Below are 13,541 nucleotides of genomic sequence, written 5' to 3' on the forward strand. Positions count from 1 at the left end.
TCCTCCGGAGACCCCATGCGCCTGCCCCGGCTGTTCCTCGTCCCTGTACTCGCAAGCCTCACGCTGGCCGCCCAGGAGCCCACGCTGGCGGGCACCTGGAACCAAACCAAGGCCGATGACATCGCCGCGGCCATCCAGGTCACGGTGGCGGACATGAACTTCATCAAGCGACCCATCGCGCGGGGCCGCCTCACCAAGCTCAACCCCGCCTACAAGAAGGTGGCCATCACCCTGACGGACAAGGAAGTGCTCGTGAAGTTTGACGAGCGCGAACCCATCCACATGCCGGCCGATGGCAAATCCGCCCCCTGGACCCGCGAGGATGGTGACAAGTTCCAGGTGGCCGCCCAGGTGACCAAGGGGCAGCTGGTGCAGACCTTCAAGAACGAAGACGGCGAGCGGACCAATGTCTTCCAGCTGAGCCCCGACGGCAGGTCCCTTCGGCTCACCGCCACGGTGAAGAGCCCCCAGCTGCCCAAGCCGCTGACCTATTCCATCAGCTTCGGGCGCTAGAAGTCCTGTCCTCCGCCCGGGAGTCCGGCCTGTAGGCCCACGCTGCGGTTCACCGTCCGCAGGGACGACATGAATGCCCAACCGCTCGCGGATGCACGGGCCGAGTTTGCGCCTGGACTTCCGGGGTGTCTGGAGGCTTTGCTCCCGCATCCGCGAGCGGATAGGGACCTTCCCGGCAATCCCCGCCCATGGACGGCAGGTCGCTGCGAGTCCCGGACAGCGGCAAAATGGAGGGGTGCTGGCAAGATCAGGCCCGCACGCCACGACCCCTCAATCAGGGAGGCCTTCTCGGGTTTCAGACCCTACCCACGCGATGCGAAAGGCTGGTCAAAAGATGAATACACCGAGCTATACGAAAACATCTTACCTATTTGATGGCATCACTTCCAGTGTTGTATCCGAAGAAGCCATGCGCTCCATCCGAAGCTTTATCGCCACGGAGAATCTCTATTTATCTGCGACTCGCGAGATAGCAACCAAGTTTGAAAATTTAAATAATGATTTGAAATATAGCAGCGAAAGAAATCCCATCCACCAGATCCAAACCCGGGTCAAAACCCCCATGAGCATTTTCAAGAAATTGGAAAGGAGGGGGTTCGAGCTTACATCTGAATCGGCCAGGAAGAACTTGACCGATATTGCGGGCGTTCGCGTCATCTGCTCCTATCTCAACGATATCTACCTCATTTCAGATATGCTCTTGTCACAGAACGACATCACCCTCGTTCGCACTTCTGATTACATCAAGAACCCCAAACCAAATGGGTACCGAAGCCTTCATCACATTGTGACTGTGCCCGTATTTTTATCGAAAAGTGTCGAAATCGTCCATGTCGAAATCCAGATCCGCACCATCGCCATGGATTTTTGGGCAACGCTGGAACATCAGCTAAGTTATAAACTTGCGGATCGAGAGACCATGTCCATCGCAAATGACATAAAGGCCTGCGCCGAAGAGATTGCCGATATCGATATGAGAATGCAAAATCTATACAATATTATCAACCCTCCGACTAATCCTTGAAGCACGCCCCTCCTGTTCAGGACGCGGATGAGATCACCGACCTGAAGGCGGCCTTACCGGCGACGGCTTCGTCATCGTGATGGCGTCCAGCTCATGCCCTTCGGCGTCGATCTGGCGGAGTTTCAAGGTGCGGCCGTCCACATCCAGCACCGTGAACGAGTGCTTGTCGGAGATGAAGGCGCGGGTCCAGGGCTGCCAGCTGGCACGGATGTCCGTCTGCCAGGGGTCGTAGAGCTCGGCGCCCCCGGCGCCCGTCACGATGTGGACGATGCCCTTGGCGCGGGTGACGGTCTTGCCATCGAAGGCATCGTCCACCGTGAACTCGCCCGCGACCGGCTTGCCGCGAAGGCCGACCTGGCCGGGCCGGAAGCGCAGGGGTGCTGTGCGCTGGTAGTTGTGGACATGGCCCGCGAGGACCATATCTACGCCGTATTTTTCGAGGATCGGACTGATGGAACGCATCCACTGATCGTCGAAGTGGCTGCGCGCGCTCTGGAACAAGGGATGGTGCAGGGCCACGATGCGCCAGGCGGCGCGCTGGGCGGCCTTCAGGTCGGCCTCCAGCCAGGCCTTCAGCACGGGGCTGCCCCAGTCGGCGTAGGGGTTGGAATCCAGCACCGTCCAGTGGACCGGGCCATAGTCGAAACTGTAGCTGGCCATGCGCGGAAAGGCCGGGCCTGCGGCCGCCACCACGGCATCGTGAATGCCCATCACCGCGGGCGCAGCATTCGCCTCCCCCGCCTGCAGTCCGGGGCCGTTCAGCGGCAGGGACCAGTAGGCGAAGTAGGCTGCGGCCTCCGCCGACCGGCGGAACGGGACATCGTGATTGCCGGGAAGGCCCAGGAAGGGCACGCCCCGCATGAGCGGCAGGTCTTCCGAGTTGTAGCTCGGGAAGAAACGCTTCCGATACTCAGAGGCCAGCCCCATGCCGTAGACGAGATCTCCGACGAGGAGCACCGCATCCGGCCGCTCCGCAAGCACCGCCTTGGCGATGCTCCGTTGAGGGGCGGAGCCGTCCGCCGCATCCCCGAACACGATCATCCGGTGGGCGCCCGGTTGGCGGGTCTGCGCCTCGGCCGCGAAGACCACCGCCCCGTTCAGCTTCACGCGGTAGGGCACTCGCGCGCCCGCCTTTAGGTTCTTCAACGCGGCGCGATAGATGCGGTGCGCCGGCAGCGGCGGCACCTCAAGGCGGCGGAATGTGGGCGCGGACTGGAGGATCCATCCCCGCCCCCCCTGCACCTCCACGGTCCAGGCACTGTCCCGATCCTCCGCATGCCACATCAATTCGAGGCGCTCCTGGGCGGCGGGCCGCGGCGCGTCGCCCAGCTGGAGGTAGGGCTTCACCAGGAAGGCCTCTTGCGCCGGAAGCAGCGTGGTCAGCAGGGCGAGCAGCAGGGTGCGCATGACGCATTATCCCTGTACGCCAGAAACGGGCGCCCCGGGGCGCCCGTTTCTAATGAGAAAGAACAGCCAAAAACTAGTGCGCGCCTGCGGTGGACAGCAGCCGGGAGCCAGTGGCGTAGCAGGTCTTGTGGGTGATGTGATGCTCGAACTCGTGGCGGAACTTCTGGAGGGCGGAGTCCATGGGGCCGCAGGCGGCATCACCCAGGGGACACAGCGTCCGCATGCCGATGCGCGGCGTGAGGCTGGCCAGCAGGTCCAGGTCCTCCATGCGGCCCTGGCCATGCTCGATGCGGTAGAGGACCATCTCCATCCAGTTGCAGCCTTCGCGGCAGGGCGTGCACTGACCGCAGCTCTCATGGGCGTAGAAACGGATCAGGCGCAGCGTGGCCTGCACCATGCAGGTGTCCTCGTCCATGCAGATCAGGCCGCCGGAACCCGCCATGGAGCCCCGGGCCTTCACGGTGTCGAAGTCGAGCGGGCAGTCGAAGTCCTTCTCGTCGAACATGGGGGCGCTGGCGCCGCCCGGGATGATGGCCTTGATCTTCTTGCCGGTGCTGGAACCGCCCGCCAGCTCGTTCACCACGAAGTCCATGGGCGTGCCCAGGGGCAACTCGAAGAGGCCCGGACGCTTCACATGTCCGCTGACGCCGTAGATGCGGGTGCCCGTGTTCTTGGGCGTGCCCAGCTTGGCGTACTCGGCGCCGCCCATGCGGAGGATGGGCGGCACGGCCGCCAGGGTCTCCACATTGTTCACGGTGGTGGGCTGGCCGAAGGCGCCCTTGGCCGCCGGGAAGGGTGGCTTCACGCGCGGCTCGCCGCGGCGGCCCTCCAGCGAGTTCAGCAGGGCCGTTTCCTCGCCGCAGATGTAGGCACCGGCGCCGCGGTAGACCAGGATGTCGTAGTCCCAACCCGTGCCCAGGATGTTCTTGCCGAGGTAGCCGGCGTCGCGGGCCTGCTGGAGCGCGGCCTCGAGCTTCTCGATGAGCCAGAGGAACTCGCCGCGGATGTAGACGAAGCCGAGCTTGCACTGCATGGCCCAGCCGCCGATGATCATGCCCTCGATGAGCTGGTGGGGGTTGTACTCGAGGATGGCGCGGTCCTTGAAAGTGCCGGGCTCGCCCTCGTCGCCGTTGCAGACCAGGTAGCGGGTGAACTTCCGCTCCGGGGTGTCCTTGGGCATGAAGGACCACTTCAGGCCGCAGGGAAAGCCCGCGCCGCCACGACCCCGGATGCCGGAGGTCTTCATCTCCTCGACCACGGCCACGGGTTCCAGCTTCAGGGCGGCCTTCAGGGCCACATAGCCCTCATGCTTCTGCTCATAGGTCTTGAGGTGCCAGTTGTCCAGATCCCCCGCGCCGCGGAGCATCAGGTTCGGGAACTTGTCCGTGCCGAAACCGGGGAAGGTGTAGATCTGGGGATCGGGCTTGGTGCGGATGGCGGCCATTGCTTCCCCCTACTGCGCCCAAGGGCGGTATTCACCGCGCTTGCAGGCTTCCATGACCTCGATGAGCTTCTGCTCATCCACGAACTCGTCGTAGACATCGTGGTTCACCTGCACGCAGGGACCGCTGCCGCAGCCGGCGAGGCACTCCACCTCCTCCACGCTCCACATCCCGTCGGCGCTGGGGCCCTGCCCCGGCTGCACGCCGGTCTTCTCGCAGACCTTCTCCAGCAGCTGGGCGGCGCCGCGCAGGGCGCAGCTGATGTTGGTGCAGACCGAGAAATGGAATTTCCCGACCGGCGCCTTCTGATACATCGTGTAGAAGGTGGCCACGCCGAAGACATGCCCCTCGGGGATGCCGATGGCCTTGGCCACGGCCTTCATGGCCGAGAGGCTCACGAAGCCGAACTCGCGCTGGGCGATGTGCAGGGCCGGCAGCGTGGCCGCGAGCTTGTCGGGGAACTTGGCCATGATGGCCTGGATCTCCGCCAGGGCCTCCGGGCTGAATTCCTTTCGTTCGGATTCCGGCAGCCGTAGGCCCGGGGCCATGGGCTCGTTCGCGGTCTCGGGAGGCAGAGGATGATTCATGGGCGCGCTCGCATGAACGGCCAGTTTAGCTCGAAATGGAAAGGAGGCACCCGGTCAAACCGGGTGCCTCCCATCACGAACCGGGATTCGGGGCTTACTTCTTTGCCGTGGGCGCGACCTTGCCGGCTTCGGCATTCAGGCTGACGGCCACGGTCTCGCCGATGATGCCCGGCATGAACTTGATGCCGTACTCGCTGCGGTTGAGGCTGAGGGCACCGTCGATGAAGCCGGCCACCACGCTGCCGGGGGCCATGCCGGGCTGCGTCCCCGCGTTGGTGATCGGGAAGGTGATGCGCTTGGTGACTCCGTGCAGGGTGAAGTCGCCGGTGACTTCCAGCTTGCCCTTGGCCACTTCCTTCACGGCCGTGCTCTTGAAGGCCAGGGTGGGGTACTTCGCCACATCGAAGAAGTCGGCGGATTTCAGGTGCTTGTCCCGAGCCTCGTTGTCGGTGGTGAGGCTGGCGGCATCGATGACGACCTCCACACTGGACTTGCTGATGTCGGCCGTATCCACCTTGATGGTCCCCTCGAACTTCGTGAAGCGGCCGCTCACCTTGGCCAGCAGGTGGCTGACCTTGAAGCTCACTTCGCTGTGGACGGGATCGATCTTGTAGGTGTCCTCACCGGCCAGGGCAGGCAGGGCCGCCAGAGCGAGGGAAGCAAGAAGGACGCGGAAGGGGTGGCGCATGGAGCCTCCTGGAAATAGGTGTTTCACCATGCATTCAAGTCTAGGCCGTTTTTAAGAAGTTGCAACACCTTTATTCGAAAATATGTCACCCTTGACCTGCAGGAGCAGGACCATGCACATCCGCGAAGAGCTTCAGATCACCAAACCCCTCGAGCCGGGTCACGAGGTGGCCCTGGCCATCCTCCTGACCCGCGAATATGTGGCCCGCCTCTTCGACCAGGCCCTCTACGAACCGGAAGACATCTCCGACCAGCAGTTCAATGTGCTCCGCATCCTCAAGGGTGGGCCCAAGGACGGCTACCTGGTGAAGGAGCTCCGCTGCAGGATGATCTACCGCTTCGCCGATGTGCCCCGCCTGGTGAATCGCCTCGAGGCCCGCGGCCTCGTGAAACGCTGCGAGAATCCGGCCGATCGTCGGGGCAGCCGCGTGCAGATCACCCCCAAAGGCCTGGCCCTCGAGGCGCGCATGCACGCCCAGCACCAGGCCCTCTGCCAGCAGGTGGACCGCTGCCTGGCCCCCGGGGAGCGCGACCAGCTGCTCTCACTCCTGGAGCGCCTCCGGAACGACCACCGTGCCCAAGTGGAAGCCCTGGGCCGGTAGCCCCTCCTCGAACGGCAGCCGGTTAATGCAGGAGCCGCAGGATCGCGCCGTCTTCCGGATGGGCCTGGCGGAGGGATTCGGGTCCGGACTGGTTCAGCACCTGGAATTGATTGAGGGCCACCACCTCCCGGGCGAGGCTCGCGTCGCGAATGGGACGGGCGGCCGCCGCGAGGGTTTCCGCCTGGATACCCAGGGCATTCGAGGCGGCACTCAGGTGCCGCTGCCCGGCGTCGAGGACGCTGCGTCGTGCGGAAAGGATCTCCAGGCCTTGGTGGATGGCACCGAGGTCCGCGGCAGGCCCATCGGCAGCCTCCGACTTCCCCATCAGATCGAGGGAGCCCACCGGACCCACGGCGATGGTCACCCGCAGGTGATCGTCCATGACGATGCCCAGCTCTGACCCGAAGACGAGCTCGCCGTTGAACCGGGTGTTCGCGTTGATCTCGTCGATGAGCGTCAGGATCTCCCGGAATTCCTCGTCAAGGACGGATGGGGCCCCGCCCGTTTTCTTCGGCCCGGCGGAGCCTGGCCCCAGCGCTCCCCCAGGGGCCTGCTCCGCGAGCTTGGCTGCGCGGGCCAACAGGGCGGTGATTTTCTGCATGCCTCCGGCAGCCACTTGGAGGTACGAAAGACCATCGCTGGCGTGGCGGCGCCCCTGGGCGGCCAGGCGAACCTCGGCCCGCAGGCGCTGCTCGAAACCGGCATCCAGAGCCTTCCCCGCCGTCGGTCCCCCTGGCTGACCACCGATGAGCTGCTCCAATGCCCCCTCGAGGGTTGGACCGGAGAGGTGCATCTGATGGCGGGCGCGCCTGGCGGAAACGCTCTTCAGAACGGCTGTGCGCTTCACGCGGTCCTTTCCCTGGGAGGGCTCGGGAACCTGGCTTCGCCCGGTTCCCGCCCTCGGCACCTCAGCGGTCCAGCTCGCCCGCGATGATGTTCATCGCGCCAAGCACGGCGACGGCGTCGGCGATCAGGCAGCCCTTCACCTGGTCATGGAAGCTGCTGAAGATGGGAAGGCAGGGGGGACGAACCCGGATGCGGTAGGGGTTCTTGCCCCCGTCGCTCACGATGTAGAAGCCCAGTTCGCCATTGGCGGCTTCCGTCGCGCTGTAGATCTCGCCCACCGGCATCTCCATGCCGTGCATGATCAGCTTGAAATGGTGGATGAGGCTCTCCATCCGCGTGTAGACCTTTTCCTTGGGCGGCAGGGCCACCTTCGGATCGTCCACATTGACCGGGCCGGGTTCGAGGCGGTCCAGCACCTGGCGGATGATGCGCAGGCTCTGGCGCATCTCCTCGATGCGGACCAGGTAGCGGTCGAACACATCGCCCGTGGTGCCCACGGGGATATCGAAGTCGTAGGTCTCGTAGCCCAGGTAGGGCTGGGCCTTGCGGAGATCCTGCGGCACTCCGGCCGCGCGGAGGCAGGGCCCGGTATAACCCCAGTTCACGGCATCCTCAGGGCTGATGGCGCCGATGCCCTTGGTCCGGTCGTACCAGATGGGGTTGTGGGTGAGCAGGCGCTCGCACTCGTCCACGGCGGCCTCGCACTCCACGAGGAAGCGCTCGGTGAGGGGCACGAAGGCCTCGGGAATGTCCCGGAAGAGGCCGCCGATGCGGGTGAAGCTCGTGTGGAGCCGCTGCCCGGCCGCCATCTCGAAGAGATCGTAGACCGTCTCGCGCTGCTTGAAAAGGTAGAGGAAGGCCGTGAAGGCGCCGATGTCCACGGCGTTCACACCCACGCAGACGATGTGGTCCGCGATGCGGGCCAGCTCGGAGACCAGCACCCGGATCTGCTGGGCCCGCTTGGGGATCTCGATGCCCAGCAGCTTCTCCACGGCGCAGGCGTAACCCACATTGTTCATGATGGAGCTGCAGTAGTTCAGGCGGTCCGTGAGCGGAATGAACTGCTGGTAGCTCAGGTTCTCGCCCAGCTTCTCCACGCCGCGGTGGAGGTACCCGATCTCCGGGGTGGCCTTGAGGATGGTCTCGCCCTCAAGTTCGAGAATGATGCGCAGGGTGCCGTGTGTGGTGGGGTGCGACGGTCCCAGGTTGACGATCATGTGATCGCCGTCGAGCTGCTGCCGGGTCATGGCGATGGATTCCATGGTCGTGTCCTCAGGCCCGTTCGCCGTTGTTGTAGGGAGCCGTGCAGCCTTCCATGCAGAAGGGATCCCCACCATCCAGCGGGAAGTCCTTGCGCAGGGCGTGGCCCGGGAAGTCGTCCCAGGTGAGCAGGCGCTTCAGATTGGGGTGCCCCTCGAAGCCGATGCCGAAGAGGTCGAAGATCTCGCGCTCGAACCAATCGGCGGTCTTGAAGCGGCTGGTCAGGCTGGGCACGGTCTCGCCGTCGGCCACAGGCAGCTTCACCCGGAGGCGTTCCTGGCTGGCCAGGTTGAGCCAGTGGTAGACCACATCGAAGCGCGCCAGCCCCTGAGCTTCGGCCCGCTCTGGCCAGTCCACCGCCGTGATGTCCACCAGCAGCTGGAAGCCCTCGCGATGGAGCAGGTCCACCAGGGGGAGGAGGTTCTCCTTCGCCACCACGATGGTCTGGTCACCCCGGAAGGCGTGCCGGTCCGTGACGGTACCCGGCAGCTGTGCGTCGATGTGCTCGATGATCATGGTCCGCCCCGCCTAGAAGATCGTGCCCGCGCCGCGGTCCGCGGCGTCCATCAGCATTTCGCGGATGGTCTGCTGGCTCGTGAGGCCCTTTTCGGCCTGGAGGGCATCCTGCCGGGCCAGGCTTTCGTAGAAGCGGGCGATGTGATCCTTGCGCATGGAGAGCGATTCCTTCTCGATCTTCTCCTGCAGCTTCATCACACCGTAGAGCATGCTTTCGGGCCGGGGGGGGCAGCCGGGGACATAGACATCCACGGGGATCACCCGGTCCACGCCCTGGAGGGTGGCGTAGGTGCGGTACATGCCGCCCGACGAGGCGCAGACGCCGAGGGAGATCACCCATTTGGGCTCGGCCATCTGGGCGTAGATCGTGCGCAGCACCGGGGCCAGCTTGTTGGTGACTGTGCCCAGGATCATCAGCATGTCGCTCTGGCGGGGGCTGAAGCGCATGGCCTCGGCGCCGAAGCGGCTCATGTCGTATTTGGAGGCCTGCATGCTCATGAACTCGATGGCGCAGCAGGCGGTCCCGAAGGGCAGAGGCCAGAGGCTGTTCTTGCGACCCCAGTTCACCACCGCATCCAGGCGGGTGGTCAGCACGGCGTCGTTGATGTTCATCTCGGCCATCGTCAGCGCTCCCACTCGAAGGCGCCCTTGCCCCAGGCGTAGATGAAGCCCACCAGAAGGGTGGCCATGAAGCTCAACATGGCTCCGAAGGTCCACAGGGCATGCTTGAAGTTCACGGCCCAGGGCAGCAGGAACGCCGCTTCCACATCGAACAGGATGAAGAGCATGGCCGTGAGGTAGAACTTCACGGAGTACTTGTGCCGGGCACCCTGCTGCAGGGGAGGCACGCCGCACTCGTAGGGCCGGAGCTTGGCCTCCTGCGCGTTGGCGGGCTTGAGCAGGCTCAGCACCTTGCCCGACAGGAAGAGGATGGCGATGGCCGCCACGGCGGCGACCAGCAGCAGGATCAGGACCGGCAGGAAGGGCGATGCGGGATGGGCCATGGCGCTCTCGGGCGGAGGGTTCCGCGAGGATCCAGCTTAGCGCTCTTTGCGAATCCGGAAACCGTGCCAATATCACAACCCCACCGGGGCCTCCCGTTAGGGATAGAATCGGCCTTTCCACCCTTCTGCCGGGATTGTCATGAGCGACCTCAAGCTGCGCGTCAAAGAGATGATCATCGAGCGATTGAAGCTGGAGGGGATGACGCCCGACCAGATCGAGGACCAGGCCCCCCTCTTCGGCGAGGGGCTGGGGCTCGATTCCATCGATGCCCTGGAGCTGGTGCTGGGCATCGAGCAGGTATTCGGGGTGAAGATCGAAGACGAAGCCGCAGGCATGAAGGCCTTCAAATCCGTCCAGGCCCTGACCGATTTCATCGCCGAGCACGCCAAGGCCTGAAGCCGCCCATGACTCCCGCCCCGGCCACTGTCCCGGCCGACATCCCGGCCCACCTGCCGCACCGCTATCCCTTCCTCCTGGTGGACCGGATCCTGGAGCGGGAGCCCGGTGTGCGGGTGGTGGCGGAAAAGCTCGTCACCATCGGCGAGCCCCATCTCCAGGGCCACTTCGAGGAGCGCCCGCTGGTGCCCGGGGTGCTGCTGCTGGAGATGCTGGCCCAGACCGGGGGATTCCTGGAAGCCGAGCCCCTGCATGGCGCGGCGATCTTCCTGGCCGGGGTGCAGGACGCCCGCTTCCGCGCCCCGGCCTTCCCGGGGGATCGGCTCCGCCTGGAAGTGACCCCGGAGGGCGCCTTCGCCGGGTTGATGAAGCTCAAGGGCACCGTGAGCTGCGAGGGCCGGGAGCTCTGCACCGCCCGTCTGCTGGTGAAGCGCCTATGACCCGCTCCCGCGTCGTCGTCACGGGCCTCGGCATCGTCTCCTCCCTGGCCCTGGATCGGGAGGGCACCTGGTCCGCCATGCTCGCGGGACGGGATGGCCTGGACCGCCTCACGCGGCTGCACCTCCCCGCCGAGCCCGCCCAGATCGCCGGCCAGGTGGCCCTGGAGCCCACCCGGCACCAGACCCTGTGCGACCGCATGGCGCTGCGGGCCCTGGACGAGGCCCTGGACGGCCTGCGGCCGGAGGGCGACCCCGCCCGGATCGGGGTCTTCCAGGGCGCCGGCACCAGCGGATTGCCGATCGCCGAGGCCTACCTGGAGGACCGCCTCGCCGGCCGGCGCGGCCAGGCGACGGGGCCCGCCTACCAGAGCCCCTGCACCGTCACGGATGCCCTGGCCGACCGCCTGGGGGCCACCGGGCCTCGGGGCACCATCATGAACGCCTGCTCCTCCAGCCTCCTGGCCCTGGGCCAGGCCTGGGAGCGGTTGGCCGCGGGCGAGCTGGACCTGGCCCTGGCCGGGGGCGCCGAAAGCCTCTGCCGCACCACCTACGCCGGCTTCTCCAGCCTCAAGGCCGTGGACGCCCGCAAGTGCCGCCCCTTCAGCCGGGACCGGGCGGGCCTGAACCTGGGCGAGGGGGCTGTGCAGATCCTCCTCGAGCCCCTGGAGCGCGCCAGGGCCCGGGGGGCGACGATCTACGCCGAGGTGCTGGGCTATGGCGCCAGCATGGACGCCCACCATCCCACGGCGCCGCACCCCGAAGGCGAGGGCGCCGCCCGGGCCCTCGCCATGGCCCTCCGCGTGGGCGGTCTCGAGCCTTCGGGGGTGGATCTCGTCTCGGCCCACGGCACCGCCACCCCCGCCAACGACGGGGCCGAGTGCCGGGCCATCCGCCGGGCCCTGGGCGCGGCCGCCGAGGCGGTCTCGGTCACCAGCACCAAGAGCCAGTTCGGCCACACCCTGGGCGCGGCCGGGGCCTTCGGAGCCGGCACCGCCATCCTGGCCCTGCGGGACCAGGTGGTGAGTCCCACCCTGCGCCTGGACGACCCTGATCCCGCCTGCGATCTGGACTGCACGCCGCTGTCGGCGAAGGAACGGCGGATCCGCGCCGCCCTGGTGAACGCATTCGCCTTCGGGGGCAACAATGTGAGCCTCCTGCTGGCGCGCTGGGAGGGCTCGTGAGCCCGGAGCGGACGGACCTCGTCATCACGGGCCTGGGCCTGGTCCTGCCCTGCGGAGATGGCCTCGGCCCGGCCCGCGCCAGCCTGGCCTCGGGCCAGCCCTGCTTCGCGGATCTGCCGGAGACCCTGGGCCTGGGACGCGGTGCGGCCTGCACCGCCTTCAATCCCACGGGCATCATCCCGCCCATGCAGCTGCGGCGCCTGGACCGGGCCTCGCGCTTCGCCTGGGTGGCGGCCCATCAGGCCTTCCTGGACGCGGGGCTCGATCCGAAATCCGACACCCTGGGCGCGGGGGAGCGCATCGCCGTGGCCGTGGGCACCCTCACGGGCGGCAGCGAGGCCAGCGAGGCCTTCATGCGGCCCTACCTCCAGCGGGGGCCCGAAGGCGCGTCGCCCATGGTCTTTCCCAACTGCGTCGCCAACGCCGCCAGCGGCCACCTGGCCCTCGCCTTCGGATTGAAGGGCCCCAGCGCCACCTTCGTGGACCGGGAGAACGCCGCGTTCACCGCCCTGGAACAGGCGGGCCGCTGGCTCCACGCCGGGCTGGCCGACGCCGCGCTGGTCCTCGGCACGGATGGTCTCTTCCCCCTGCTCCTCGACATCTGCCGGGGCGCTCGGCTGCTGAGCCGCCATGGAGATCCCGTTCCGGGCTCGAACCAGGGCTTCCTGCCGGGTGAGGGGGCACAGGCCTTCCTGCTGGAGACCCGGTCCAGCGCAGAGGCCCGGGGCGCCCACCCCCGGGCGACCCTGCGCGGCCTGGCCTGCCGGTCCACGCCCGGACCGGGGGAAGCGGAGCGGGCCGGGGCCCTGGCCCAAGCGGCCCTGACCCTGGGCGATCGCGTCGTGGCGCGGCGGATCGGAGGCAGCAACGGCCTGCGGCGCCTCGACGCGCTGGAGTCGCAGCTGGCCAAGGCCCACCCCCAGTGGCCCGCGGCAGTTCATCCCAAGGCGCTCTGGGGCGAGTTCGGCGGGTCGGGCGGCCAGCTGCTGGCCGCGGCCCTGCTGGAGCCGGCGGAGCAAGTGCTCGTCAGCGCCCCCGCCAGTTCCGGAGCCCAGTTCGCGGCGCTCCTCGAAGGCGTTAGGCTGGATCGGCCATGACGACCCGCGATCAGATCAGCATCGGCAGCCAGTCCATCCTCTGGGTGGCGGGCGTGGGCGTGGGCCTGCTGACCCTCGCCTTCGTCCTGGGTGTGCAGGTGGGCAAGCAGAGCGCGGCCCTGCGCCGCCCGCTCCAGAAGGGCGTCGAGGAGGAGCTGAAGGACCTGCCCGAACCGCTGGTGGACCAGCTCAAGATTTTCGAGGGCGACGGCCCCGACAAGCTGGTGCCCACGCCGAAGGTCGATGCCACCGCCCCCCCCCGGGACGAGGCGAAACCCGAGCCGAAGCCCGCCGAGACGGGAGGCGCCTGGACGCTTCAGCTGGTGGCCACCGCCGACCCGGCCGAAGCCAAGCGGGTGGCCGACAAAGCCAAGGCCGCGGGCTTCGCCACCACCACCCTGAAGGACAAGGGCCAGGTGAAGGTGCGCCTCGCGAAACCCGCCGACCGCGCGGCCATGGACAAGGCCGCCGCCAAGCTCACGAAAGCCGGCATGAAGCCCTTCGCCGTGAAGGTGGAGTAGCGCCGAGGCAGGATCCA

The 13,541-nt window shown here is 66.8% G+C and carries 17 protein-coding genes; 8 read left to right on the forward strand and 9 right to left on the reverse strand.

Features of this window, described 5'->3' with window-relative positions:
• Nucleotides 1-15: 15 nt before the first annotated feature.
• Together QZ647_RS13485 and QZ647_RS13490 are read left to right on the forward strand one after the other, a co-directional pair.
• Nucleotides 16-513 carry a hypothetical protein gene (locus tag QZ647_RS13485; protein WP_291272659.1) on the forward strand — a complete coding sequence of 166 codons (498 nt, stop codon included), beginning with the start codon at nucleotides 16-18 and terminating at the stop codon, nucleotides 511-513.
• 73 nt (nucleotides 514-586) lie between these two features.
• Nucleotides 587-1,537, forward strand: coding sequence for a GTP pyrophosphokinase family protein (locus QZ647_RS13490; protein WP_291272660.1), 951 nt, complete (start codon nucleotides 587-589; stop codon nucleotides 1,535-1,537).
• Between the two features lie 33 nt (nucleotides 1,538-1,570).
• Here the strand turns inward: QZ647_RS13490 and QZ647_RS13495 are convergent, their stop codons facing one another.
• The 4 genes from QZ647_RS13495 to QZ647_RS13510 form a co-directional block, all read right to left on the reverse strand.
• The gene (locus tag QZ647_RS13495) at nucleotides 1,571-2,944 is read right to left on the reverse strand and encodes a metallophosphoesterase (RefSeq protein ID WP_291272661.1); all 1,374 of its coding nucleotides are present in this window, start codon (nucleotides 2,942-2,944) and stop codon (nucleotides 1,571-1,573) included.
• Nucleotides 2,945-3,017: 73 nt separating this feature from the next.
• Nucleotides 3,018-4,388, reverse strand: a complete 1,371-nt coding sequence (nuoF, locus tag QZ647_RS13500; RefSeq protein ID WP_291272662.1) for an NADH-quinone oxidoreductase subunit NuoF — start codon at nucleotides 4,386-4,388, stop codon at nucleotides 3,018-3,020.
• A 9-nt stretch (nucleotides 4,389-4,397) separates the two neighbouring features.
• A complete protein-coding gene (locus QZ647_RS13505; RefSeq protein WP_286354785.1) occupies nucleotides 4,398-4,973 on the reverse strand; it encodes an NAD(P)H-dependent oxidoreductase subunit E in 576 nt (191 codons plus the stop codon).
• Nucleotides 4,974-5,067: 94 nt separating this feature from the next.
• Nucleotides 5,068-5,661 (reverse strand): YceI family protein, encoded by a 594-nt coding sequence (locus QZ647_RS13510; RefSeq protein WP_291272663.1) that lies wholly within the window; start codon nucleotides 5,659-5,661, stop codon nucleotides 5,068-5,070.
• 112 nt (nucleotides 5,662-5,773) lie between these two features.
• Here QZ647_RS13510 and QZ647_RS13515 point away from each other — a divergent pair, with 112 nt between their 5' ends.
• Nucleotides 5,774-6,262 carry a MarR family transcriptional regulator gene (locus QZ647_RS13515; protein ID WP_291272664.1) on the forward strand — a complete coding sequence of 163 codons (489 nt, stop codon included), beginning with the start codon at nucleotides 5,774-5,776 and terminating at the stop codon, nucleotides 6,260-6,262.
• 22 nt (nucleotides 6,263-6,284) lie between these two features.
• On the opposite strand, the gene QZ647_RS13520 is transcribed toward QZ647_RS13515, so the two are convergent.
• The 5 genes from QZ647_RS13520 to QZ647_RS13540 form a co-directional block, all read right to left on the reverse strand.
• Entirely contained in the window at nucleotides 6,285-7,109 is an 825-nt protein-coding gene (locus QZ647_RS13520) for a flagellin (RefSeq protein ID WP_291272665.1), read from the reverse strand.
• 61 nt (nucleotides 7,110-7,170) lie between these two features.
• The gene (gene nuoD, locus QZ647_RS13525; protein ID WP_291272666.1) at nucleotides 7,171-8,370 is read right to left on the reverse strand and encodes an NADH dehydrogenase (quinone) subunit D; all 1,200 of its coding nucleotides are present in this window, start codon (nucleotides 8,368-8,370) and stop codon (nucleotides 7,171-7,173) included.
• A gap of 10 nt (nucleotides 8,371-8,380) precedes the next feature.
• The gene (locus QZ647_RS13530) at nucleotides 8,381-8,884 is read right to left on the reverse strand and encodes an NADH-quinone oxidoreductase subunit C (RefSeq protein WP_291272667.1); all 504 of its coding nucleotides are present in this window, start codon (nucleotides 8,882-8,884) and stop codon (nucleotides 8,381-8,383) included.
• Nucleotides 8,885-8,896: 12 nt separating this feature from the next.
• A complete protein-coding gene (nuoB, locus tag QZ647_RS13535; RefSeq protein ID WP_309568513.1) occupies nucleotides 8,897-9,505 on the reverse strand; it encodes an NADH-quinone oxidoreductase subunit NuoB in 609 nt (202 codons plus the stop codon).
• 2 nt (nucleotides 9,506-9,507) lie between these two features.
• Nucleotides 9,508-9,888 (reverse strand): NADH-quinone oxidoreductase subunit A, encoded by a 381-nt coding sequence (locus tag QZ647_RS13540; protein WP_286354779.1) that lies wholly within the window; start codon nucleotides 9,886-9,888, stop codon nucleotides 9,508-9,510.
• A gap of 139 nt (nucleotides 9,889-10,027) precedes the next feature.
• Between QZ647_RS13540 and QZ647_RS13545 the strand changes: the two genes are divergently transcribed.
• Genes QZ647_RS13545 through QZ647_RS13565 form a run of 5 tightly spaced genes read left to right on the forward strand, consistent with a single transcriptional unit; the run spans nucleotide 10,028 to nucleotide 13,524 of the window.
• The gene (locus QZ647_RS13545; RefSeq protein WP_291272668.1) at nucleotides 10,028-10,285 is read left to right on the forward strand and encodes a phosphopantetheine-binding protein; all 258 of its coding nucleotides are present in this window, start codon (nucleotides 10,028-10,030) and stop codon (nucleotides 10,283-10,285) included.
• 8 nt (nucleotides 10,286-10,293) lie between these two features.
• A complete protein-coding gene (gene fabZ / locus QZ647_RS13550; protein WP_291272669.1) occupies nucleotides 10,294-10,725 on the forward strand; it encodes a 3-hydroxyacyl-ACP dehydratase FabZ in 432 nt (143 codons plus the stop codon).
• Nucleotides 10,722-11,906 carry a beta-ketoacyl-[acyl-carrier-protein] synthase family protein gene (locus QZ647_RS13555; protein ID WP_291272670.1) on the forward strand — a complete coding sequence of 395 codons (1,185 nt, stop codon included), beginning with the start codon at nucleotides 10,722-10,724 and terminating at the stop codon, nucleotides 11,904-11,906. Before fabZ ends, QZ647_RS13555 begins: the two co-directional genes overlap by 4 nt.
• Nucleotides 11,903-13,003, forward strand: coding sequence for a beta-ketoacyl synthase N-terminal-like domain-containing protein (locus QZ647_RS13560; protein ID WP_291272671.1), 1,101 nt, complete (start codon nucleotides 11,903-11,905; stop codon nucleotides 13,001-13,003). Before QZ647_RS13555 ends, QZ647_RS13560 begins: the two co-directional genes overlap by 4 nt.
• Nucleotides 13,000-13,524 (forward strand): SPOR domain-containing protein, encoded by a 525-nt coding sequence (locus QZ647_RS13565; protein ID WP_291272672.1) that lies wholly within the window; start codon nucleotides 13,000-13,002, stop codon nucleotides 13,522-13,524. Before QZ647_RS13560 ends, QZ647_RS13565 begins: the two co-directional genes overlap by 4 nt.
• Nucleotides 13,525-13,541 lie beyond the last annotated feature (17 nt).

The sequence above is a fragment of the Geothrix sp. genome, assembly GCF_020622065.1.
GTDB lineage: Bacteria > Acidobacteriota > Holophagae > Holophagales > Holophagaceae > Geothrix.

Excerpts from the sequence above, each read along its gene's own strand:
- QZ647_RS13545 (WP_291272668.1), top strand. The coding sequence starts at position 10,028 with ATGAGCGACCTCAAGCTGCGCGTCAAAGAGATGATCATCGAGCGATTG.
- QZ647_RS13515 (WP_291272664.1), top strand. The coding sequence starts at position 5,774 with ATGCACATCCGCGAAGAGCTTCAGATCACCAAACCCCTCGAGCCGGGT.
- QZ647_RS13495 (WP_291272661.1), bottom strand. The coding sequence starts at position 2,944 with ATGCGCACCCTGCTGCTCGCCCTGCTGACCACGCTGCTTCCGGCGCAA.
- QZ647_RS13505 (WP_286354785.1), bottom strand. The coding sequence starts at position 4,973 with ATGAATCATCCTCTGCCTCCCGAGACCGCGAACGAGCCCATGGCCCCG.
- QZ647_RS13490 (WP_291272660.1), top strand. The coding sequence starts at position 587 with ATGCCCAACCGCTCGCGGATGCACGGGCCGAGTTTGCGCCTGGACTTC.
- QZ647_RS13485 (WP_291272659.1), top strand. The coding sequence starts at position 16 with ATGCGCCTGCCCCGGCTGTTCCTCGTCCCTGTACTCGCAAGCCTCACG.
- QZ647_RS13555 (WP_291272670.1), top strand. The coding sequence starts at position 10,722 with ATGACCCGCTCCCGCGTCGTCGTCACGGGCCTCGGCATCGTCTCCTCC.
- nuoF (WP_291272662.1), bottom strand. The coding sequence starts at position 4,388 with ATGGCCGCCATCCGCACCAAGCCCGATCCCCAGATCTACACCTTCCCC.
- QZ647_RS13540 (WP_286354779.1), bottom strand. The coding sequence starts at position 9,888 with ATGGCCCATCCCGCATCGCCCTTCCTGCCGGTCCTGATCCTGCTGCTG.
- nuoD (WP_291272666.1), bottom strand. The coding sequence starts at position 8,370 with ATGGAATCCATCGCCATGACCCGGCAGCAGCTCGACGGCGATCACATG.
- QZ647_RS13530 (WP_291272667.1), bottom strand. The coding sequence starts at position 8,884 with ATGATCATCGAGCACATCGACGCACAGCTGCCGGGTACCGTCACGGAC.
- QZ647_RS13510 (WP_291272663.1), bottom strand. The coding sequence starts at position 5,661 with ATGCGCCACCCCTTCCGCGTCCTTCTTGCTTCCCTCGCTCTGGCGGCC.
- nuoB (WP_309568513.1), bottom strand. The coding sequence starts at position 9,505 with ATGGCCGAGATGAACATCAACGACGCCGTGCTGACCACCCGCCTGGAT.
- fabZ (WP_291272669.1), top strand. The coding sequence starts at position 10,294 with ATGACTCCCGCCCCGGCCACTGTCCCGGCCGACATCCCGGCCCACCTG.
- QZ647_RS13565 (WP_291272672.1), top strand. The coding sequence starts at position 13,000 with ATGACGACCCGCGATCAGATCAGCATCGGCAGCCAGTCCATCCTCTGG.